At 71.5% G+C, this 22,007-nt stretch carries 15 protein-coding genes; 7 read left to right on the top strand and 8 right to left on the bottom strand.

Translation table 11 applies throughout. From position 1 onward, the window contains the following. Window position 1: 1 nt before the first annotated feature. Window positions 2–2,305: a bifunctional salicylyl-CoA 5-hydroxylase/oxidoreductase gene (locus ABZ833_RS28470; RefSeq protein ID WP_361052040.1), complete on the top strand. Its 2,304-nt coding sequence runs from the start codon at window positions 2–4 to the stop codon at window positions 2,303–2,305. 4 nt (window positions 2,306–2,309) lie between these two features. Here the strand turns inward: ABZ833_RS28470 and ABZ833_RS28465 are convergent, their stop codons facing one another. Then, on the bottom strand, window positions 2,310–3,128 hold the full coding sequence (locus ABZ833_RS28465; protein ID WP_361052037.1) for a PaaX family transcriptional regulator C-terminal domain-containing protein: 819 nt from the start codon (window positions 3,126–3,128) through the stop codon (window positions 2,310–2,312). A gap of 4 nt (window positions 3,129–3,132) precedes the next feature. Beyond that, on the bottom strand, window positions 3,133–4,773 hold the full coding sequence (locus ABZ833_RS28460; RefSeq protein WP_361052034.1) for an AMP-binding protein: 1,641 nt from the start codon (window positions 4,771–4,773) through the stop codon (window positions 3,133–3,135). Between the two features lie 103 nt (window positions 4,774–4,876). Here ABZ833_RS28460 and ABZ833_RS28455 point away from each other — a divergent pair, with 103 nt between their 5' ends. The 3 genes from ABZ833_RS28455 (at window position 4,877) to ABZ833_RS28445 (ending at window position 7,428) form a co-directional block, all read left to right on the top strand. Then, window positions 4,877–6,121, top strand: a complete 1,245-nt coding sequence (locus ABZ833_RS28455) for an acyl-CoA dehydrogenase family protein (protein WP_361052031.1) — start codon at window positions 4,877–4,879, stop codon at window positions 6,119–6,121. Beyond that, complete coding sequence (locus ABZ833_RS28450) at window positions 6,118–6,516, top strand: RidA family protein (protein ID WP_249587180.1); 399 nt, start codon at window positions 6,118–6,120, stop codon at window positions 6,514–6,516. Before ABZ833_RS28455 ends, ABZ833_RS28450 begins: the two co-directional genes overlap by 4 nt. 75 nt (window positions 6,517–6,591) lie before the next feature. Beyond that, window positions 6,592–7,428, top strand: a complete 837-nt coding sequence (locus ABZ833_RS28445) for an alpha/beta hydrolase (protein WP_361052028.1) — start codon at window positions 6,592–6,594, stop codon at window positions 7,426–7,428. Window positions 7,429–7,448: 20 nt separating this feature from the next. Here the strand turns inward: ABZ833_RS28445 and ABZ833_RS28440 are convergent, their stop codons facing one another. The 3 genes from ABZ833_RS28440 to ABZ833_RS28430 all read right to left on the bottom strand — a co-directional run bounded on the left by ABZ833_RS28440 (window position 7,449) and on the right by ABZ833_RS28430 (window position 12,430). After that, entirely contained in the window at window positions 7,449–8,792 is a 1,344-nt protein-coding gene (locus ABZ833_RS28440; protein WP_361052025.1) for a VCBS repeat-containing protein, read from the bottom strand. Between the two features lie 94 nt (window positions 8,793–8,886). Further along, window positions 8,887–10,416 carry a UDP-N-acetylglucosamine 1-carboxyvinyltransferase gene (locus tag ABZ833_RS28435; protein WP_361052022.1) on the bottom strand — a complete coding sequence of 510 codons (1,530 nt, stop codon included), beginning with the start codon at window positions 10,414–10,416 and terminating at the stop codon, window positions 8,887–8,889. Between the two features lie 121 nt (window positions 10,417–10,537). After that, the gene (locus ABZ833_RS28430; protein ID WP_361052019.1) at window positions 10,538–12,430 is read right to left on the bottom strand and encodes an amidohydrolase; all 1,893 of its coding nucleotides are present in this window, start codon (window positions 12,428–12,430) and stop codon (window positions 10,538–10,540) included. A 227-nt stretch (window positions 12,431–12,657) separates the two neighbouring features. Between ABZ833_RS28430 and ABZ833_RS28425 the strand changes: the two genes are divergently transcribed. Both ABZ833_RS28425 and acnA read left to right on the top strand, forming a co-directional pair. Further along, window positions 12,658–13,674, top strand: coding sequence for a LacI family DNA-binding transcriptional regulator (locus ABZ833_RS28425; RefSeq protein ID WP_361052016.1), 1,017 nt, complete (start codon window positions 12,658–12,660; stop codon window positions 13,672–13,674). A 149-nt stretch (window positions 13,675–13,823) separates the two neighbouring features. Next, a complete protein-coding gene (gene acnA / locus ABZ833_RS28420) occupies window positions 13,824–16,538 on the top strand; it encodes an aconitate hydratase AcnA (RefSeq protein WP_361052013.1) in 2,715 nt (904 codons plus the stop codon). A 125-nt stretch (window positions 16,539–16,663) separates the two neighbouring features. On the opposite strand, the gene ABZ833_RS28415 is transcribed toward acnA, so the two are convergent. Together ABZ833_RS28415 and ABZ833_RS28410 are read right to left on the bottom strand one after the other, a co-directional pair. Continuing rightward, window positions 16,664–17,044, bottom strand: a complete 381-nt coding sequence (locus ABZ833_RS28415; protein WP_361052010.1) for a VOC family protein — start codon at window positions 17,042–17,044, stop codon at window positions 16,664–16,666. A 102-nt stretch (window positions 17,045–17,146) separates the two neighbouring features. Further along, the gene (locus ABZ833_RS28410) at window positions 17,147–17,500 is read right to left on the bottom strand and encodes a hypothetical protein (protein ID WP_361052007.1); all 354 of its coding nucleotides are present in this window, start codon (window positions 17,498–17,500) and stop codon (window positions 17,147–17,149) included. A gap of 155 nt (window positions 17,501–17,655) precedes the next feature. Here ABZ833_RS28410 and ABZ833_RS28405 point away from each other — a divergent pair, with 155 nt between their 5' ends. Then, on the top strand, window positions 17,656–20,532 hold the full coding sequence (locus ABZ833_RS28405) for a BTAD domain-containing putative transcriptional regulator (protein WP_361052004.1): 2,877 nt from the start codon (window positions 17,656–17,658) through the stop codon (window positions 20,530–20,532). A 4-nt stretch (window positions 20,533–20,536) separates the two neighbouring features. On the opposite strand, the gene ABZ833_RS28400 is transcribed toward ABZ833_RS28405, so the two are convergent. Beyond that, a complete protein-coding gene (locus ABZ833_RS28400) occupies window positions 20,537–21,886 on the bottom strand; it encodes an MFS transporter (RefSeq protein ID WP_361052001.1) in 1,350 nt (449 codons plus the stop codon). Between the last annotated feature and the right edge of the window lie 121 nt (window positions 21,887–22,007).

The raw sequence follows: 22,007 nt of genomic DNA, 5'->3' as shown, positions 1-22,007 counted from the left end.
GATGACGGCCACCGCGCAAGGCGCCGCGCACCGCATCGCCGTCATCGGAGGCGGCCCCGGCGGTCTCTACGCCGCGGCCCTCCTCAAGCGGCTCGACCCGCGGCGCGAGGTCACCGTCTGGGAGCGCAACGCACCGGACGACACGTTCGGCTTCGGCGTCGTCCTCTCGGACGAGACGCTCGGCGGCATCGAGCACGCCGACCCCGTCGTCTACGCCGCGCTCCAGGCGGAGTTCGTGCGCTGGGACGACATCGACATCGTGCACCGGGGGAGCCGCCACACCTCGGGCGGGCACGGCTTCGCGGCGCTCGGGCGCCGCAGACTGCTCGGCATCCTGCACGAGCGGTGCCAGGAACTCGGCGTCGACCTGCGCTTCCGTGCCGAGGCGCCGCCCGCCGCCGAGCTTGCCACCGCGTACGACCTGGTGATCGCGGCGGACGGCGTGCACAGCCTCACGCGCGAGGCGCACGCCGAAGCCTTCGGGCCGAGCGTCGAGACGCACCGCTGCCGGTACATCTGGCTGGCGGCCGACTTTGCCTTCGACGCCTTCCGCTTCGAGATCGCCGAGACCGAGCACGGCGTGATGCAGCTGCACGGCTATCCCTTCTCCACGGCGGGGACCGGCGAGTCCACGGTCATCGTCGAGATGCGCGAAGAGGTGTGGGAGGCGGCCGGGTTCGCGGAGCTCGACGAGCGGGATTCGACCGAGCGCTGCGCCAAGATCTTCGCCGACGCCCTCGGCGGCCGGCCCCTGCGCGGCAACAAGTCCGCCTGGATCAACTTCCGCACGGTCGTCAACAAGCGCTGGTCGCACGGCAACACGGTCCTCCTCGGCGACGCCGCCCACACCGCGCACTTCTCCATCGGCTCCGGCACGAAGCTCGCCGTCGAGGACGCGCTCGCGCTCGCCGCCTGCCTGGAGGAGCGGCCCGGCATCCCCGAAGCCCTCGCCGCGTACGAGACGGAGCGCCGCCCCGTCGTCGAGTCCACGCAGCGCGCGGCCCGCGCGAGCCTGGAGTGGTTCGAGCGGCTCCCGGACTATCTCGGCCAGCCGCCGCGCCAGTTCGCGTTCAACCTGCTCACCCGCAGCCGCCGCGTCACCCACGACAACCTCCGGCTGCGCGACGCCCACTTCACCGAGTCCGTCGAGCGCGACTTCGGCTGCCCGGAGGGCACACCGCCGATGTTCACCCCCTTCACCCTGCGCGACCTCACCCTGCGCAACCGCGTGGTCGTGTCCCCCATGGACATGTACTCCGCCGTGGACGGCGTCCCCGGCGACTTCCATCTCGTCCACCTGGGCGCGCGGGCACTCGGCGGCGCGGGCCTGGTCATGACCGAGATGGTGTGCGTCAGCGAGCGGGGCCGCATCACGCCGGGCTGCGCCGGGCTCTATACCGAAGGACAGGCCGAAGCCTGGCGCCGGATCACCGACTTCGCGCACGCGCAGGCGCCCGGCACCGCGATCGGCGTCCAGCTCGGGCACTCGGGCCGCAAGGGCTCGACGAAGCTGATGTGGGAGGGCATCGACGAGCCCCTGGACGAGGGGAACTGGCCGCTCGTGGCCCCCTCGCCCCTCCCGTACAAGGCGAACAGCCAGCGCCCGCACGAGCTGGACCGGGCCGGACTCGCCGAGATCCGCGAGGAGTTCGCCGCGGCGGCCCGGCGGGCCGAGAGCAGCGGATTCGACCTCCTCGAACTGCACTGCGCGCACGGCTATCTGCTGTCCGGGTTCCTCTCGCCGCTGACCAACCACCGGACGGACGAGTACGGCGGCTCGCCGGAGAACCGGCTGCGCTTCCCCCTCGAAGTCTTCGACACGATCCGGGAGTTGTGGCCGGACGGCAAACCCATGACCGTCCGCATCTCGGCCACCGACTGGGCCGAAGGCGGCACCACCGCGGACGACGCCGTCGGGATCGCCCGCGCCTTCGCCGCGCACGGAGCCGACGCGATCGACGTCTCGACGGGCCAGGTCGTCTCCGACGAACGCCCTGCCTACGGCCGCTCCTACCAGACCCCGTTCGCCGACCGCATCCGCAACGAAACCGGCATCCCCGTCCTCACGGTCGGCGCCATCTCCTCTTGGGACGACGTCAACTCGCTGATCCTGGCGGGCCGTACGGACCTGTGCGCGCTCGCGCGCCCGCATCTGTACGACCCGCACTGGACGCTGCACGCGGCGGCCGAGCAGGGGTACGCGGGGCCGGGAGTCAGCTGGCCGCAGCAGTACGGGGCGGGCAGCCGCCGACCGCAGACGGGACGCACGGACGCGCCCAAGCCCCGCCTGAAGCTGGGGAGTTGACGCTCTAGGCGTCGCCCGGCGTCACGAAGCGCGCCCCCGCGTCGCGCAGCCGCCCGTCGAGCGCCGCGAACACCTCGGCCGACCTGTCCCCGGGCCACCCGTCCGGGAGGAGTTCCCCGGGCAGCCCCGGATCCGCGTACGGCAGCCGGCGCCAGGAGTCCAGGGCCAGGAGGTAGTCGCGGTACGCCTCTTCCGGCGGGGTGTCCGTCCGTGTCTGCCAGGCCCTGAGCACCGGCTCGTGCCGGTCGAGGAACGCCTCGTGCTCCTTGGCGATCGAGGAGAGGTCCCACCAGCGGGCCACCGCGTCAGCCGTCGCCGCGAAGCCCAGGTGCTCGCCCCGGAACAGATCGACGTACGAGGCGAGCTGGAGGCGCTCCAGGGTGTGCCGGGTCTCTTCGTAGAGGTGCGCCGGGGCGATCCACACCCCGGGAGCGGCCGTTCCGAAGCCGAGCCCGGCCAGGCGGGAGCGGAGCACGTGCCGCTTCTGGCGTTCGGACTCCGGCACGGAGAAGACGGCGAGCACCCAGCCGCCGTCCTGGCGCGCGGACGGGGGAGTGGCGTAGATGCGCCGGTCGCCGTCCTCCAGGAGCTGCCGCGCGTCCGGCGACAGGGCGTACCCCGCCGCGCCCGCCGCCGTCCGCCCCGGGACGAGCAGCTCGCGCCGCTTGAGCCGGGACACGGACGAGCGCACGGAGGGGGCGTCCACGCCGAGGGGGGCGAGGAGCCTGACCAGCTCGGCGACGGGCACCGGGCCGGGGGCCGCACGCCCGTAGGCGCCGTAGAAGGTGACGATCAGGGACCGTGGAGTGTGCTGCTCGGACACGTGATCACTCTACGGGGCCCGGCTCCCGCAGCCGGAACCGTTGCAGCTTGCCTGTCGCGGTGCGCGGCAGCGCGTCCAGGTAGACGATCTCGCGCGGGCACTTGTACGGCACCAGCTCGCCCTTCACGAACTCGCGCAGCCGGTCCGGGTCCCGCTCCGTTCCCGCGCGCGGGACGACGTAGGCGACGACCGTCTGCCCGCGCAGCTCGTCCGGGCGCCCCACCACGGCCGTCTCCAGGACGTCGGGGTGGCGCAGGAGCGCCTCCTCGACCTCCGGGCCCGCGATGTTGTACCCGGCCGAGATGATCATGTCGTCCGCGCGGGCCACGTAGGTGAAGTAGCCGTCGGCGTCACGGACGTAGGTGTCGCCGGTGACGTTCCAGCCGTGGCGTACGTACTGAAGCTGCCGGTCGTCGCCCAGATACCGGCAGCCGACCGGACCGCGCACGGCGAGCAGGCCCGGCTCCCCGTCCGGCACCGGGGCCCCCGAGTCGTCGACCACGCGCGCGTGCCAGCCCGGAACGGGGCGGCCCGTGGTGCCGGGCCGGATCGCCTCGTCCGCCGCGGAGATGAAGATGTGCAGGAGCTCGGTCGCGCCGATGCCGTTGATGATGCGCAGAGCGGTGCGCTCGTGCCAGGCCTGCCAGGTGGCGGCGGGCAGGTTCTCGCCCGCGGAGACGCACCGTCGCAGCGTGGAGACGTCGTGGGCGTCCGGCTCGCGCAGCTCGTCGAGCATGACGCGATAGGCGGTCGGCGCCGTGAAGAGCACCGTCACGCCGTGCTCGGCGATCGCGGGCAACAGCTGCTTGGGGCCCGCCTGTTCGAGCAGGAGCGACGAGGCGCCGAACCGCAGCGGGAAGATGACGAGCCCGCCGAGCCCGAAGGTGAAGCCGAGCGGAGGGCTGCCCGCGAACACGTCGTCGGGCCCCGGCTGCAGGACGTGGCGCCCGAAGGTGTCGGCGATGGCGAGCACATCGCTGTGGAAGTGCATGCAGCCCTTGGGGCGCCCGGTGGTGCCGGAGGTGAAGGCGATGAGGGCCACGTCGTCAGCGGCGGTGTCGACGGCCTCGTACACATCCGGCTGACGGGCGGCGCGGGCCAGCAGGTCGTCGTCCCCGTCCCCGCCGAAGGTGGTGACGGCGAGCCCCGGGATCCCGGCCTTGACCAGGTCGTCCACCACGCGGGCGTCGCACAGCGCGTGGCCGACCTCCGCGATCTCGCACATGGTGGCCAGCTCGTGCGAGCGCTGTTGGGCCAGGACGGTGACCGCGACCGCGCCCGCCTTCATCACCGCGAGCCAGCAGGCCGCGAGCCAGGGTGTGGTCGGGCCGCGCAGCAGGACGCGCTGGCCGGGCTGGACGTCGAGTTCGCCGGTCAGGACGTGCGCGATCCGGTTGACGTGCCGCTGCAGCTCGCCGTACGTCCACACGTCGCCGGAGCCCGCACGGAAGGCGGGCCTGTCGGCGCCGAGCCGCTCCACCGTCCGGTCGAGGAGCTCGGCGCCGCAGTTGAGGCGGTCGGCGTAATGCAGTTCGGGCCGGTCGCGGACCAGCGCCGGCCACTGCTCCGGCGGCGGGAGATGCTCCCGGGCGAAGGTGTCGACGTGAGCTGACGGGTGGAGTCGGAGTGCACTCTTGGCGTCCACAGCGGGTCGCCCCCTTGCCGTTCGGGCTTGTGGTGAGCTCGCACGACGAGCGTATCGTGATGGTGACGACAGTCAACGGTGCGCGATAGAGGAGGGGCCCGGCATGACGGCATTCTCGCTCAATCCGGAACAAACCGCCTGGTGTGCGGAGCTACGCACCCTCGCCGGCGAGCGGCTGCGTCCGCTGGCGGAGAAGGGTGAGCCGGGCCGGGTGAACCGCCCGCTGGTGGAGGCACTGGGGGAACTGGGCCTCCTTGACCGCCTGTTCGCGGGGGAGGGGGAGGGTGCATCCGGCCCGTCCTCCCCCTCACGGGCCCCGCACGCCACATCGGGCGCCCTCGGCCTCTGTCTCCTGCGCGAGTCCCTCGCCTACGCCTGCACCGAGGCCGAGACCGCGCTGGCCCTCCAGGGGCTCGGGGCGCACCCCGTCGCCGCGTTCGGCTCCACGCGCCAGCGCGAGCAGTGGCTGGCCCCCGCCCGCGCAGGGCACGCCGTCGCCGCCTTCGCGCTCTCCGAGCCCGGCGCGGGTTCGGACGCCGCCGCCCTGGCCCTGAGCGCCGCACCGGACGGCCCTTCCTCCTGGCGGCTCACCGGTGAGAAGTGCTGGATCTCGAACGCCCCCGAGGCCGACTTCTACACCGTCTTCGCCCGGACGACCCCCGGCGCGGGCGCCCGCGGCGTCACCGCCTTCCTCGTCCCCGCCGACCGCGCGGGCCTCACCGGCACCCCCCTGGACATGCTCTCCCCGCACCCGATCGGCGCCCTCGCCTTCGACGGCGTGACCGTCACGGGCGACGACGTGCTCGGCGAGGTCGACCGCGGCTTCCGCGTCGCCATGACCACCCTCAACCGCTTCCGCCCCAGCGTCGGCGCCTTCGCGGTCGGCATGGCGGCCGCGGCGCTCGACGCGACGCTCGCGCATTCCGCCGAACGGGACGCGTTCGGCGGCAAGTTGAAGGATCTGCAGGCCGTGGCCCACCAGGTCGCGGAGATGGCCACGCGCACCGAGGCGGCCCGCCTCATGGTGCACGCGGCAGCGGCGGCGTACGACCGCGGCGAACCGGACATCGCCCGACGCGCCGCCATGGCCAAGCTGATCGCCACGGAGACGGCGCAGTACGTCGTGGACGCCGCGGTCCAGCTGCACGGGGCCCGGGCGTTGCAGCGCGGCCACCTGCTGGAGCACCTCTACCGTGAGGTGCGGGCGCCCCGCATCTACGAGGGGGCGAGCGAGGTCCAACGCACCATCATCGCCAAGGAGTTGTACGCAGAGCAGTCGGCGGCGCCGTCCGCCCCGCAACCCGCCTCCGCCCCGCAGTCCACCACCCGTGAGGAGCCCTCCGCATGAGCCTCGAACGCGTCAACCCCGTCGAACTCTCCCCGCCCACCGGCTTCTCGCACGCCGTCACCGCGACCGGCGGCCGTCTCGTCTTCCTCGCGGGCCAGACCGCGCTCGACGCCGAAGGAAAGGTCAACGGCACCACCCTGCCGGAGCAGTTCGAGCTGGCGCTGACCAATCTCCTCACCGCCCTGCGCCACGCGGGCGGCACCCCCGCCGACCTCGCCCGCGTCACCGTCTATGCCACGGACGTCGCCGACTACCGCACGCAGGCGCATCAACTCGGCAGGATCTGGAAGAAGTTGGCGGGCCGCGACTACCCCGCCATGGCGGTGATCGGCGCGGTACGCCTCTGGGACGAGGAGTGCCTCGTGGAGCTGGACGGGGTGGCGGTACTCGACTGAGCCGCATAGCGTCGACCCGACGATCTACGGGGAAGCACAGGCAAGCACGCGGAACCACGGGGAAACGGGGCGGCCATGGCAAGGATCGAACTCAGCGCGGGACCGGTCGAGTACGAGGACACGGGGGGCACGGGCACACCGCTCGTCCTCCTGCACGGCCTCGTCCAGGACGGCAGCGTATGGCGCCATGTCGTCGAGGAGCTGGGCGAGGAGTTCCGCTGCCTGGTGCCGACCCTCCCGTACGGCAGCCATCGCGTGCCGCTGAAACCGGGCGCCGAGCTGACGCCCCCGGCCATGGCCCGGCTGATCGGCGAGTTCGCCGACGCGCTGGAGCTCGGCGACGACGCGGTCTTCGTCGAGAACGACGCCGGACGGCTCCAGCAGCTGGCGGCCGAGCGCCCCGACCGCGTGGGCCGGATGGTCGTCGCGGGCTGCGAGGCCTTCGACAACTACCCGCCGCGCGCGGGCGGCAAGATGATGGACGCCGCCGCACGCATCCCCGGCGGCATCGCGCTCCTGGTCCGCATCCTCTCCGTGCGCGCCCTGCGCCGCGTCCCGGGCACGGGGTTCGCGGTCATGGCGCACCGCCCGGTCCCGCACGACCTGATCGACCGCTGGCTCGAACCCCTGCTCACCGAACCCGAGGCCCGCGCCGTCCTGGTCCGCTATCTGCGCTCCGCGCGCAAGGCGGAGATGGCGGAAGCGGCGGAGGGCCTGCGCACGTACGACAGGCCCGCCCTCGTCGTCTGGGGCAGGCAGGACAAGATGATGCCTCCGGAACACGGCCGCAGACTCGCCGAGTTGCTCCCCAAGAGCCGCCTGGTGGAACTGGACGACTGCCGCACTCTGATCCCGCTGGATCGCCCGGACGGCCTGGCGGCGGCGATCCGCGAGTTCGTGGCGAGCACCTGAGCGGCAGAGCGACCGGCGCCTCAGCCCCGCCCCGCGAACCCCGTCGTGGCGAACGCCGCCTTGTCCCGTGACGTCGTGCCGTCCGTGATCCACCAGTGCGTCGGCTGCTCGCCGTACAGGCCGAAGAGCGTGTCCGTGCCACCCCAGTTCAAGATCAGCTCCTCCTTGCCGTCGGCGTCGAAGTCGGCGGCGGCGTACGGGCGCGCGTGGCGCCATCGGGCCGGGGTCTTCTTGCCGTTCTCGCGGGCGGGTCCCTCCCGAAGGATCTTCGTCCGCTTCTCGCCCTCGATCAGGAGCGCGCCCTCGTCCGTCGAGACGACGAGGGCGTCCTTGCCGTCGCCGTCCGGGTCCCCGGACGTGTAACCGCCGGGCCCGTAGTCGGAGTTGCGGCTCTCCGGGATCTTGTACGTGACCGGGTCGCCGCCCTTGCCGGGGTAGACCGCGAGCGAGGAGACCGTCTCCGGATCCTCCTCCGTGTCCGGCTCGTCGTTGCGGCTGCCGTCGTCGCCGATGGCCAGATCCCGGGCGCCGTCGCCGTCGTAGTCACCGAACGCCGCCGCGTTGCCCTTGCGCAGCTCGACGGAGGTGCGGGAGAGGCCGCTTCCGTCGCGCGCCGGATAGAGGACCCCGCCCGTCTGCTCGCCGTCGTCGCCCTCGTGGACGAGGAGACCGGTCGCGTGCGGCTTGCCCGAGGGGGCGATGTCGTCGGCGGCCAGCCAGCTGCCCCCGCCGGGCCGGGTGTCGGTGCGGGCCGGAGCCCCCGAGCGGGCGAAGGGGCCGTACAGCAGGACCACGGACCCGTCCTGCCGGAGCGCCGCGATGTCGTGGTGCCCGTCCCCGTCGAAGTCGCCCCGCACCGGCCCGGACAGACCCTCGCCCGGCACCTGGATCCGGGTTGCCTCCGCACCGGCCTTCGGTCCACCCGGGCTTCCCCAGTCCACGGTCGGCGACTCCTGCTCCATGGAGCCTTCGGTGGTGACGAAGTCGGGATAGCCGTCCCCGTCCAGATCGGCGGTGGTGACGGTGCCGGGGGCGTAGTCGTACACGGCGTGCGTCGAGGGATCGAGCCCCTTGGCGGAGCCGAAGACGACGCCGGTCGCGCCGTCCCCGTTCTCGCTGCGCGGGGCCAGCGGCACCAGCAGATCGCGGTGTCCGTCGCCGTTGATGTCGTCCGGGTCCTTGGAGCCCTTCCCGCCGGAGGGCACCGGACGGGACGCCGCCGGGGTCGACACGGGGTTGCCGCCCCCCTTGGACGACGACTTCCCGGTGTCGCCCTTCTCTCCACACCCTGCCGCGAGCAGAGCAAGCGAGGCACAGAACACGACGAGGGCGCGTGTGCCGGGAACAAGGGTGCGATCTGCCATGCACCCACCCCAGCACCGCGCCCTCGTGCACCTCCAGGGACGACCGGTGATCGTTGCCCAGTCGTAGCGGGAGAGCCGTGCGGCGGGACCCGCTCTAGATGTCCCGGAACGTCTCGATCTGCGCGCCCACGGAGTTGAGGCGCTCGGCCAGCTCCTCGTACCCGCGATTGATCACGTACACATTGCGCAGGACGGACGTGCCCTCGGCGGCCATCATCGCGAGCAGCACGACCACGGCCGGCCGCAGCGCGGGCGGGCACATCATCTCGGCGGCGCGCCAGCGGGTCGGGCCCTCCACCAACACCCGGTGCGGGTCGAGGAGTTGGAGCCGCCCGCCGAGGCGGTTCAGGTCCGTCAGATAGATCGCGCGGTTGTCGTAGACCCAGTCGTGGATCAGCGTCTTGCCCTGCGCCGCCGCCGCGATGGCCGCGAAGAAGGGGACGTTGTCGATGTTCAGGCCGGGGAACGGCATCGGGTGGATCTTGTCGATCGGCGCCTCCAGCTTGGAGGGCCGGACGGTGAGGTCGATCAGGCGCGTACGGCCGTTGTCCGCGAAGTACTCCGGCGTGCGGTCGTGGTCGAGTCCCATCTCCTCCAGGACCGCGAGCTCGATCTCCAGGAACTCGATCGGGACGCGCTTGACCGTCAGCTCGGACTCCGTGACGACCGCCGCGGCGAGCAGGCTCATCGCCTCGACCGGGTCCTCGGAGGGCGAGTAGTCCACGTCGACGTCGATGTTCGGGACGCCGTGCACGGTGAGGGTCGTCGTGCCGATGCCCTCGACCTTCACGCCGAGCGCCTCCAGGAAGAAGCACAGGTCCTGGACCATGTAGTTCGACGAGGCGTTGCGGATGACGGTCGTGCAGTCGCTGCGCGCCGCGGCGAGCAGGGCGTTCTCGGTCACGGTGTCGCCGCGCTCGGTCAGCACGATCGGGCGGTCCGGTACGACGTCACGCGCGACCTCGGCGTGATAGAGCCCCTCGGTCGCGGCGATGTCGAGCCCGAAGCGGCGCAGCGCGATCATGTGCGGCTCGATCGTGCGGGTGCCGAGGTCGCAACCGCCCGCGTACGGCAGCTTGAAGCGGTCCATGCGGTGCAGCAGCGGGCCCAGGAACATGATGATCGAGCGGGTCCGGATGGCGGCCTCCGCGTCGATCGCCTCCATGTCGAGCTTGGCGGGCGGCACGATCTCCAGGTCGACCCCGTCGTTGATCCAACGGGTCCGGACGCCGATGGAGCCGAGCACTTCGAGGAGGCGGTAGACCTCCTCGATGCGCGCCACGCGGCGCAGCACCGTGCGTCCCTTGTTGAGCAGGGAGGCGCAGAGCAGCGCCACGCAGGCGTTCTTGCTCGTCTTGACGTCGATGGAGCCGGAGAGCCGACGATTGCCGACCACTCGCAGATGCATGGGACCCGCGTACCCGAGCGAGACGATTTCACTGTCGAGAGCCTCGCCAATACGGGCGATCATCTCAAGGCTGATGTTCTGGTTGCCGCGCTCGATGCGGTTCACGGCGCTCTGACTTGTGCTGAGCGCCTCGGCAAGCTGCGACTGCGTCCAACCCCTGTGCTGCCGGGCGTCGCGGATGAGCTTGCCGATACGTACGAGGTAATCGTCTGCCATGTTCCGCAGGTTATCTCAGATATGAGATGACGCACGAGTCGGGGTAGGCCATACGTGAAACGTCCGATTCAGTACGGAAGTTCCCGTACGTCGTTTCCGTACGCCAGTTGCCCGTACCGGGTCAGCCGCATCCGCACGAGGCGTGCCGCCCACCGTGCACCGCGGCCTGCGCCGTGGGCCGGGGCCCGGCCGCCGCGCGCGTCACCCGGGCGGCTGCCGCGCGCCCGGCCGACGATTCGGCGTCATGCACCACTGTGCCTCCGGTCAACGTCAGACGCACTTCGGCAGAGCTGATATCGGCCACCGGACACCGCGTCACATCGCGGTCGAGCAGCACCAGATCGGCCGACTTGCCCCGTTCGACGGTCCCGGTGAGATGGTCCATACGGAGTTGACGCGCCGTGCCGAGGGTGTGCATGAGCAGGGCGGACGACCGGCTGAGCCCCTCCTGCTCGCGATACAGGTCACCTTCCGCCTCTTCTCCCTCGGCTCCGAACCGGTCGACGGCGGTACGCACCTGGTTCCACACCTGGAGCGGATCGACGGGCCAGTCCGAGCCACCGGAGAGCCGCGCCCCGTGCCGCTGAAGGCTGCGCGCCGGGTACTGCCAACGGTGGCGCCCGGCACCGATGTAGGGCAGCAGGGCGTCCATGGTCCAGGTGTTGCGGGTGGCCCACTGGAGCTGCATGCAGGGGATGACGCCGAGCTGCGCGAAGCGGGGGAGGTCAGCGGGGTCGACGAGTTGGAGATGGGCCGTGGTGTTGCGCAGGCCGCGCGCTCCGGTCGTGCGCAGGGCGTACGCGTACCCGTCGAGTGAGGTGCGGACCGCGCGGTCGCCGATGGCGTGCGCGTGCATCTGCCAGCCGTCCTTGTTGAAGGCGGCCGTGAGCCTGCCGTAGTCCGCGGCGGACACATACAGCTCACCGCGGTGGTCGGTCGGCTTGCCGTCCTCGTCCAGATAGGGCTTGAGCAGCGCGGCGGTCTGGGCGGGGTACTCGATGACCCCGTCGAGGAAGACCTTCACCGTGCCGAACCGGAGCCCGCGCACGCCGCCGAACGTGTCACGCAGCCCGCGCGCGAAGGCGAGGGCCGCGGCCGGGTCCTTGGTCTTGTCGGTGTCGATGCGCAGGGCGGGCACGATGCGCTGCGGCAGCTTCCCGCTCTCGGAGAGCGCCTTGTAGAGGGCCAACTCGCCCTTGCCGACGACGGCTTCCATGAAGGTGGTGATCCCCGACGCGGCGGCCTCCGCGAGGGTCTTCGCGGCGGCGGCGACGAGCTGCTCCTGGTCGGGCTCGGGGATGTGCCGGGTGACGAGCGGCTGGGCGTCGTCCTTGAGCACGCCGGTCGGCTTGCCGTCCGAGCCCTTGACGATCTTGCCGCCGACCGGGTCGGGAGTCGATGCGGTGATGCCCGCGATGTCGAGGGCGCGCCGGTTGACCCAGATGTTGTGCCCGTCGCCGCCGCGCAGGGCGATGGGGCGCCGGGTCGCCACGGCATCGAGCATGGAGTGGTGCGGGGCGGTCCCTTGCGGCAGCAGCCCCACGGGGTTCCAGTCCTCCACGACCAGCCACCCGTCGGGCTCCTGATCGGCGGAGTCCTTCAGGAATCCCGTCAGGGTCTTCTGCAGGTCGGCGACGGTCTGTTCGGCACCGGCGAGGGACGGCTTCAGGGAGCGGCTCGCGGCGTCCATCGGGTGGGCGTGCCCGTCGTGGATCCCGCTCATGAGGGTCCCGCCACGCGAGTCGACGACTTCGGTGTCGCGCCCGATGAACCGCTTGAGCGCACCGTCGCTCCCGACGGCGAGAATCCGCCCGTCCCGCCCCACGGCGACGGCTTCCGCGCGGGCGTGCCCCCGAGTGCCGGTGAAGACACGGGCGTTGTGCACGACGAGGGAGGCGGAGCGGCGGGGCGAGGCGGTGGCGCCGGGCGCACCCATGGCGGTGAGCAGCCCGGCGGCCCCGGCGGAGGCGAGCAGTCCGCGCCGGGAGAGGGGAGTGAGGTGCGGGGAAGGCATGAGGGACTCCTGAGGGCAGCCCGGCCCCGGACGTACGCGATGTGTCGCGGGGTGATCGGGTGGGTGGGCGGTTGGGTGGGTGGGAAAGATCCGCCGCGAAGCGGCGGCATGGACCCCGCACACCCGCGGCGGACCACGAACCCTCCGCGAGTAACCCCTTAACCAGAAGCCGCCTCCCACGACGGATTCCGTGGAGGCATCGCCCTCTGGCACAGGGAATCCGTAGGATGACCGCCGTGCCAGGGCCCACCCTCACCGACATAGCCCGCGCAGCAGAGGTATCAAGCGCAACGGTCTCGCACGCCCTGAACGGAACTGGTCGCCTGAGCGAGGCCACCCGCCGCAGGGTGAGGGAAACCGCCACCGCCCTCGGCTACGGCGCGCCCACGCGGACGAGAACCCTCGGGGTGGCCGTCACCACGTACCCCCGAGCCTGGGACTACACGGAAGTCGCCTACTTCTCCCGGGCCATCACCGCCGCCACCGCCACGGCCCACGCCCGCGGCTACGCCCTCACCATCCTCCCCGCGGACCGCGTGACGGAGGACACCTGGCACAGCATCGCCGTGGACGGAATGCTCGTCATGGACAGCCCGCGGGGCGACCCCATGGTCCGTGCCCTGCGTGCCCGCGGCATCCCGCTCGTCTTCGACGGCGTCCCCGGCGACGTACGCCCCGGGGACCACTGGGTGGACAACGACCACGTGGCGACCACCCGCGAGGTCCTCGACCACCTCACGGCATCCGGCGCGACCCGCATCGCGCTCCAGTCAGGCGACGGCGACGAGCACTACGCGCGCGTGGTGGCCGAGACGTACATCGCTTGGTGCGCCGAGCACGCGGTGTCCCCGCTGGTGGTCCCCTTCATTGCGTACGACGATGAAGGTCACGCCTTCGACGAGGTGCTCGGAGGGGAGGTGCCCGGAGGGAAGGCGCTCGGACGGATCGACGCCGTCCACGCCGTCTACGACCCCGGCGGCCGCCAGCTCCTCGCCGCGGCGGCCCGGCACGGCCTGCGTGTCCCGGACGATCTGCTGCTCGTATGTGCGAGCGAGGATCCGGGGTACGCGGAGACCGAGCCGCCCGTCACCACGGTGACGCTCGACCCGGAGCGCACGGCCCGCACGGCGGTGGCGCTCCTGGTCGACCTGATCGAAAAAGGGCAGCCCGATACGCCCCGGCCGGTCATGGTCCCGGCGGGCGTGAGGCAGCGCACCTCGTCGCGACGCCGGGTGATGTACTAGAGTTATCTCGACATCGAGATATCTGCCGAGGCGCACCAGTAGCCGCCACCCGGTAAGGGTTACCTAACTAAGCCTTACCTTAGCGGATCGACGAGGAGTCGTGGCGGCAGGATGTGACGGAAACGCGCACATATATGAAGGAGACTGTCGTGTCGGCGAACAGCTTCGACGCCCGCAGCACGCTGCGCGTGGGCGACGAGTCGTACGAGATCTTCAAGCTGGACAAGGTCGAGGGCTCCGCGCGCCTCCCTTACAGCTTGAAGGTGCTGCTGGAGAACCTGCTCCGCACCGAGGACGGCGCGAACATCACCGCCGACCACATCCGTGCGATCGGTGGCTGGGACTCCCAGGCCCAGCCCTCGCAGGAGATCCAGTTCACGCCGGCCCGCGTGATCATGCAGGACTTCACCGGCGTGCCCTGTGTCGTCGACCTCGCCACCATGCGTGAGGCCGTCAAGGAGCTCGGCGGCGACGCGGACAAGGTCAACCCGCTCTCCCCGGCCGAGCTGGTCATCGACCACTCCGTCATCGCCGACAAGTTCGGCACGGCGGACGCCTTCGGCCAGAACGTGGAGCTGGAGTACGGCCGCAACAAGGAGCGCTACCAGTTCCTGCGCTGGGGCCAGACCGCCTTCGACGACTTCAAGGTCGTCCCCCCGGGCACCGGCATCGTCCACCAGGTGAACATCGAGAAGCTGGCCCGTACGGTCATGACCCGTAACGGTCAGGCCTACCCCGACACCCTGGTCGGCACCGACTCGCACACCACGATGGTCAACGGCCTCGGTGTGCTCGGCTGGGGCGTCGGCGGCATCGAGGCCGAGGCCGCGATGCTCGGCCAGCCGGTCTCCATGCTCATCCCGCGCGTCGTCGGCTTCAAGCTGACCGGTGAGCTGCCCGCCGGCACCACCGCGACGGACCTCGTCCTCACGATCACCGAGATGCTGCGCAAGCACGGCGTCGTCGGCAAGTTCGTCGAGTTCTACGGCGAGGGTGTGGCGGCCACGAGCCTCGCCAACCGCGCCACCATCGGCAACATGTCGCCGGAGTTCGGCTCCACCGCCGCGATCTTCCCGATCGACGACGAGACGCTGAAGTACCTCCGTCTGACCGGCCGTGACGCGCAGCAGGTCGCGCTCGTCGAGGCGTACGCCAAGGAGCAGGGCCTCTGGCTCGACCCGGCCGCCGAGCCCGACTTCTCCGAGAAGCTGGAGCTCGACCTCTCCACGGTCGTCCCCTCCATCGCCGGTCCCAAGCGCCCGCAGGACCGCATCGTCCTCGCCAACGCCTCGCAGCAGTTCGCGCTCGACGTGCGCAACTACGTCGAGGACGACGACGAGGCGGGCAAGGAGTCCTTCCCGGCCTCCGACGCCCCGGCCTCCTCGAACGGCGTTCCCTCGCGTCCGACCACCGTCACGGCCCCCGACGGCTCGACGTACGAGATCGACCACGGCGCCGTCACCGTCGCCGCGATCACCTCCTGCACCAACACCTCGAACCCGTACGTGATGGTCGCCGCCGCGCTCGTCGCGAAGAAGGCCGTGGAGAAGGGCCTGACCCGCAAGCCGTGGGTCAAGACCACCCTCGCCCCGGGTTCCAAGGTCGTCACCGACTACTTCGACAAGGCGGGGCTCACCCCCTACCTCGACAAGGTCGGCTTCAACCTCGTCGGCTACGGCTGCACCACCTGCATCGGCAACTCGGGCCCGCTGCCCGAGGAGGTCTCCAAGGCGGTCAACGAGCACGACCTGGCCGTGACCTCGGTCCTCTCCGGCAACCGGAACTTCGAGGGCCGCATCAACCCCGACGTCAAGATGAACTACCTGGCGTCCCCGCCGCTGGTCGTCGCGTACGCCCTCGCGGGTTCGATGAAGGTGGACATCACCAAGGACGCGCTCGGTGTCGACCAGGAAGGCAAGCCCGTCTTCCTCGCGGACATCTGGCCGACCGAGGCCGAGGTGAACGACGTCGTCGCCAACTCCATCGGCGAGGACATGTTCAACAAGTCCTACCAGGACGTCTTCGCGGGCGACGCCCAGTGGCAGGCGCTCTCGATCCCGACCGGCAACACCTTCGAGTGGGACCCGCAGTCGACCTACGTCCGTAAGCCCCCTTACTTCGAGGGCATGACGATGGAGACCACCCCGGTCTCCGACATCACGGGCGCCCGCGTCCTGGCCAAGCTGGGCGACTCGGTCACCACCGACCACATCTCCCCGGCCGGTGCGATCAAGGCCGACACCCCGGCCGGCAAGTACCTCACGGAGCACGGCGTCGAGCGTCGCGACTTCAACTCCTACGGCTCGCGCCGTGGCAACCACGAGGTCATGATCCGCGGCACGTTCGCCAACATCCGCCTGCGCAACCAGCTCGCGCCGGGCACCGAGGGCGGCTTCACGCGCGACTTCACCCAGGCTGACGGACCGGTGTCGTTCATCTACGACGCCTCGCGCAACTACATCGAGCAGGGCACCCCGCTCGTCATCCTGGGCGGCAAGGAGTACGGCTCCGGCTCGTCCCGCGACTGGGCCGCCAAGGGCACCGCGCTGCTCGGCGTCAAGGCCGTCATCACCGAGTCGTACGAGCGCATCCACCGCTCGAACCTCATCGGCATGGGCGTCCTGCCGCTCCAGTTCCCCGAGGGCCAGTCCGCCGACTCCCTCGGCCTGACCGGCGAGGAGACCTTCTCCTTCACCGGCGTGACCGAGCTGAACGATGGCTCTACGCCGCGGACCGTGAAGGTCACCACCGACACCGGTGTGGAGTTCGACGCGGTCGTCCGCATCGACACCCCCGGTGAGGCGGACTACTACCGCAACGGCGGCATCATGCAGTACGTGCTGCGCAGCCTGATCCGTAAGTAGGCTTTGCGTACGCAGTAGTTGAGGGCCGCACCCCCGTTTTGGCGGGGGTGCGGCCCTCGTGCTTTTTGTCTGCGGCCCGGTGGGGGCTTGTCGCGCAGTTCCCCGCGCCCCTTAAAGGGGCGCCTCTAGCCGCCGTACGGGACCGTGATCAGTTCCATGGCGTGCTTCGACGGGTCCAGGAAGTAGACCCCGCGTCCGCCGTCGTTGGTGTTGATCTCACCCGGCTGCTTCTGCTGCGGGTCCGCCCAGTGTTCGATGCCGCGTTCCGAGATCTTCGCGTACGCCGCTTCGAACTCCTCCTCGGAGACGAGGAAGGCGTAGTGCTGCGGGGTGATCTTGTCCGCGGGGATGGTGGCGAAGTCCAGGGTGACGGAGTTGCTCAGTTGCACCGCGATGAACGGGCCCCACTCCGAGGCGATTTCGAGCCCCAGAAGATCCGAGAAGAACTCGGCGGACTCCCGGTTGTCCCGGGCGTGGATGATCGTGTGGTTCAGTTCGACCGACAAGGAATGCCTCCAGAAGGCATCTCCTGACACCTCCATGCCTCACCCAGCCGGTGACCGACACGCGATGTCGCCGTCGATCTTAGCCACGGCGACCTCGCGCTGTCACCCTTCTTCCCAGCCGACACTGCCGACACCCGTGCCGGCGATGCAGCGGGCACTCGACACGTCGGACGCGCCCGGGTTCAGCGTCTTCCAGTCTCCGGCGGTGTCCGGCCATTCCCCGCAGACCACCGTGACACGGAAGGCCGTCACGACACCGGTGTTGTTGGTGCAGTGCGCGTGACCCCAGTAACCGTCGGTGTCCGTGGTGCAGCTGAGGACATTGGCCGCCGCGGCCGGTTCCTGCTGTGCCGCCGCCGCGCCCGGCGCGACGGCGAACACCGGCAGTACGGCGGCCGCCACCGCCGCGAGCTTGAGGGCGAGCCCGGTGAGGCGTCGAGGCTTGTTGCTGTTCATGGGTGGGTCTCCTTCGGGATTTCCGTGGCGGTGCACCGGACGTGCGCCGCTTCTTCCACTGCTGCGATGTTTGCGAGGAGCCCTCTCGTGCCGGTCACTCGATGGTCACTCGACACTCACCCCTCGTGCTGGAATGATGACTCTGGGTTACGGGGGTGAGGATCACGGAGTTCGAGTACAGGCTTCTGGGGCCGCTTGAAGTGCTGTCCGGCGGCAGGCCCGTGGAGATGCGGGCGGCCAAGCAGCGGGCCCTTCTGGCGTCACTCCTGGTGGACGCCAACAAGGTCGTTCCCACCGACACCCTGATCGCCAGACTGTGGGAGGACGAACCGCCGGACGGCGCCCGCAACGCCCTGCAGAATTACGTGCTCCGGCTGCGCCGCACCCTCAGCGGTCCGTCCGGCGGACCGATCCGCACCTGCGCGGACGGCTATCTCGTCGACGTGCCCGAAGGCGCCCTGGACCTGCACCGGTTCGATGCCCTGGTCACCCGCGCCCGGTCCGCCGCGGCGGCGCAGGCGGCGGAGAGGGCTTCGGCGCTCCTCGGCGAGGCGCTTGCGCTGTGGCGCGGAGAGCCGTTCTCGGACGTTCCGTCGGAGCGGCTGCGCCTCGACGTCGCCCCCGCGCTGAACGAACGCCGCCTAGGCGCCCTGGAGTTGCGCACCGACGCCGACTTCCGGCTCGGGCGCCACACGGACGTACTGCCGCGCCTGCGCGAACTCACCGACGCCCACCCGCTGCAGGAGCGCTTCTGGGCGCAGCGCATGCTGGCCCTCTACCGCTCGGGCCGACAGGGCGAGGCCCTGGACTGCTATCGGACCGTCAGCGGGCTCCTGAGGGAGGAGTTGGGCGTCAACCCGGGCCCGGAGCTGTGGCAACTGCATCAGCGGGTGCTCACCGCGGACCCCTCCCTGACCACACCCACGTCGCCGGAGGGCCCGCGGACCGAGGGGAACCTGCCCGCCGAGACGACGACGTTCATCGGCCGGGAGAGCATGCTCCGCAGGACGCGGAAGCTCCTGGAGAACGCCCGCCTCGTCACGCTCACCGGGCCCGGCGGAGTCGGCAAGACGCGCCTCGCGCTGCGCGCGGCGGCCGAGGCCTCCTGGGCCTTCCCGCACGGGGCATGGCTCGCCGACCTCGCGCCGCTGACCGAGCCGCAGCTCCTGGACCGCGCGGTCGCCGAGGCGCTCGGCATCCCCGACCAGTCACTGCGCCCCGGCACGGAGGTGCTCGTCGAGCACCTGAGGGAACGGCAGTTGCTCCTTGTGCTCGACAACTGCGAGCACGTCGCCGAGGCGGCCGGCCAGCTCCTGAGTACGCTCCTGGCGGCGGCCCCAGGCCTGCGCGTGCTGGCCACCAGCCGCCAGGGGCTGCGCGTCCCCGGCGAGTATCTGCTGCCCGTGCCGCCGCTGGTCGTCCCCCAGGACCGGGGCGCACCACCGGAGCCTGGGCGCTGTGAAGCCGTGCGGCTTCTCGCCGACCGTGCCGAGGCCTGCGCCCCGCACTTCCGGATCACGGGACGCAACGAAGAAGCCGTGGGCCGCCTGTGCCGCCGCCTGGACGGCATTCCGCTGGCGATCGAGCTGGCCGCCGTGCGTCTTGGCGCGCTCTCGGCCGAGGAGATCCTGGAGCGCCTCGACGACCGGTTCCGGCTCCTCTCCGACACCGGGAAGCCCACAGGACCCCGGCACCAGCGCACCCTGCGCGGCGTCGTCGACTGGAGCCACGACCTGTGCGACGAACGCGAGAAGAGGCTGTGGGCAGGGGTGTCGGTGTTCTCCGGCGGCTTCGACCTCGCGGCGGCCGAGGCGGTGTGTCCGGGCGAGGACACCACCCGCGAGGACATCGTGGACGTCCTCGCCGCCCTGGCGCACAAGTCGGTGCTCACCGTCGACACGACCGGCCCCCGGGCCCGGTACAGAATGCTGGAGACCCTGCGCCAGTACGGGCAGTGCAGGCTCCAGGAGCTCGGCGGGGACGTCCCGCTGCGGCGGCGCCACTGCGCGTACTACGCGGAGATGACCGCGCGGGCGGCGGAGCGGTGGTGCGGTCCCGACGAGGTCGCCTGGCTGTCCCGCCTGCGCCTGGAGTCGCCGAACCTGCGGGCGGCCCTGGACTTCTGTGTCACGGGGGAGGGCGATGCCACGGTCGGCCTCGGCATCGCCGCGAACCTCACCCGCACCCGGTACTGGTTCTTCAGCAGCTCGCTCGGGGAAGGCCGCCACTGGCTGACCCGCGCCCTCGACCTCGCCCCGACGGCGCCCGCCCCGCTGCGCGTCGGCTGTCTGGCGCTGGCCGCCTGGATCGCGCTGTGCCAGGGGGACCAGTCCGCCGCCGAACGCTTCCTTGCCGATGCCGTGCGGCTCGGCCAGGACAGCGGGGACGGCGAAGCGCTGGCGGTGCTCACGTACATGGAGGGCGCCTTCGCCTTCCTCGTCCACGCGGACGCACGGTCCATCGCGCTCCTGCGCCGGGCCAGGGAGTGCTTCCGGGCGGGCGGCCAGGTGGGCGACGCCCACATGGCGACCATGCTCTGGGCCATGGCGGCGGCTTTCCTCGGCGAGCGGGAGCTCGCGCTGGAGGCCGGGCGTGAGTACGTGACCGAGGCCGACACCCACGGCGCGGGCTGGGCGCACTCCTGGGGGCTGTGGGGCATGGGGCTCGCGGAGCTCCGGCACGGCGACCCGCACCGGGCGGTGGCCCTGTTCCGTGACTCCCTGCGCCGCCAGCGGGCCATCGGTGACCGCTGGGGGACCGTGTGGGGCATGGAAGCCATGGCCTGGGCCGTCGCCGCCACCGGAGACCATGGCCGCGCCGCCCGGCTGATAGGAGCGGCGTGCCGGCTCCTGCGGACGACGGGCGTCGCACTGACGGGCCTGCGGCCGCTCCACGAGGCCCATGCCGAGACCGAGCGCCTCGTGCGCCGCGCCCTCGGCGAGCGGGCCTTCGCGGCGGCCTTCGCGGAGGGGGCGGCGACGCGGGACGCCCTGCGGCTCGCGCTGGGCGGGACCGGATGCGGGACCGGATGAGCGGTCAGGCAGGGCCCCGGCGAGGGCGGCTGCGGGCGGTGAGCGCCACGCCCGCCGCCGCGACGAGCACGCCGACCGCCGCCCACCCGAACGCCGCCCGGTAGTCGGCCGCTTGAGCGCTGCCGCCGCCGACCACGGCTCCCACGAGCACCGCGAGACCGAGCGAGCCGCCGAGCTGGTCCACGGAGCGCTGCACACCGGAAGCCGTGCCCGCGTCGTCCTCGGTGACGTCCGAGAGCGCGGCGTTCTGGAGGGCGAGCAGCCCGACGCCCATCCCGGCGGCGACGCCGATCATGCCGGGCAGCACGTCCACCCACAGCCCGCCCCGGTCGGGCAGCCGGGCCAGCCAGCCGAGCCCCGCCGCCGTGACGACGAGACCGAGCAGCGCGGTGCGCTTCGTGCCGAACGCCCCGATCAACCGGGACGTCAGGAAGATCGCTGCCAGGAGCGCGGCGCAGAACGGCAGATACGCCAACCCGGCCTGGAGGGGCGAGAGTTCGACGACATCCTGCATGTAGAGGGTGAGCAGGAAGAAGCTCGTGGAGAGGCCCGCGCTGAGCGGGACCGTCGCCGCGTTCGCGACCGCGCGGGTGCGGTGCGCGAAGAACGAGAGCGGCACGAGCGGACTCTTCGTACGCGCCTCGACGAGCACGAACGCGCCGAGGAGCACCGCTCCGGCGAGCATCGTCGCCACTGATCCGCGCAGGATGCCGTGGACGAGGGTGAGGGGACCGGCCGTCAGGAGCGCGGCACCCGGCAGGTCCAGCCGATGGCCCGCAGCACGCGGCCCGTCGGGCCGCACCAGCGCGGGCGTGATCGCGATGACGGCCGCCGCGAGCGGCACATTGATGCCGAAGATCCAGCGCCAGTCGAGGAGTTGGACGATCACGCCGGAGAGCAGTACGCCGACGACGAGACCGCCCGCCGAGATGGCTCCCCAGACGCCGAGCGCCTTGGCGCGCTCCTCGGGTCCGGGGTAGAGCAGCGCGATCAGTGACATCGCGGCGGGTGAGGCGAGGGCCTCGCCCGCGCCCTGCGCGAAGCGGGCGGCGACCAGCGTCTCCAGGTTCGGCGCGAGTCCCGCGGCGAGCGAGGCGAGAGCGAAGAGCGCGGCGCCGAGCAGGAACATCCGCCGCCTGCCGAGCAGATCGGTCAGCCGCCCACCGAGCAGCAACAGGCCGCCGCCGACGAGGGTGTAGCCGGTGACGACCCAGGAGAGGGCGGCGGGGCCCGCGTCGAAGCGCGCGCCGATGGCGGGGAGCGCGACGTTCACGACGGTGACGTCGATGGCGATGAGGAACTGGAGAAGGGAGAGCAGGGCAAGCGTGAGCGTGCGCCGGGGAAAGGTGTTCACGGAACGGGCACTCCAGGTCGGCCCCGGGCCGTCGAGCGGCGGGGGCGGAGGAAGACAGGACGCTTCCGTGCCGGACCCGCGGGGCGGGTGGGGCACCTGGAGTTACTTGGTCACGGACACG

This window comes from Streptomyces sp. NPDC047525, from assembly GCF_040643025.1.
Taxonomy (GTDB): Bacteria; Actinomycetota; Actinomycetes; order Streptomycetales; family Streptomycetaceae; genus Streptomyces; species Streptomyces durmitorensis.
The sequence above is the reverse complement of the archived record's forward strand: the minus strand, read 5'-3'. Positions and strand labels throughout refer to the sequence as shown.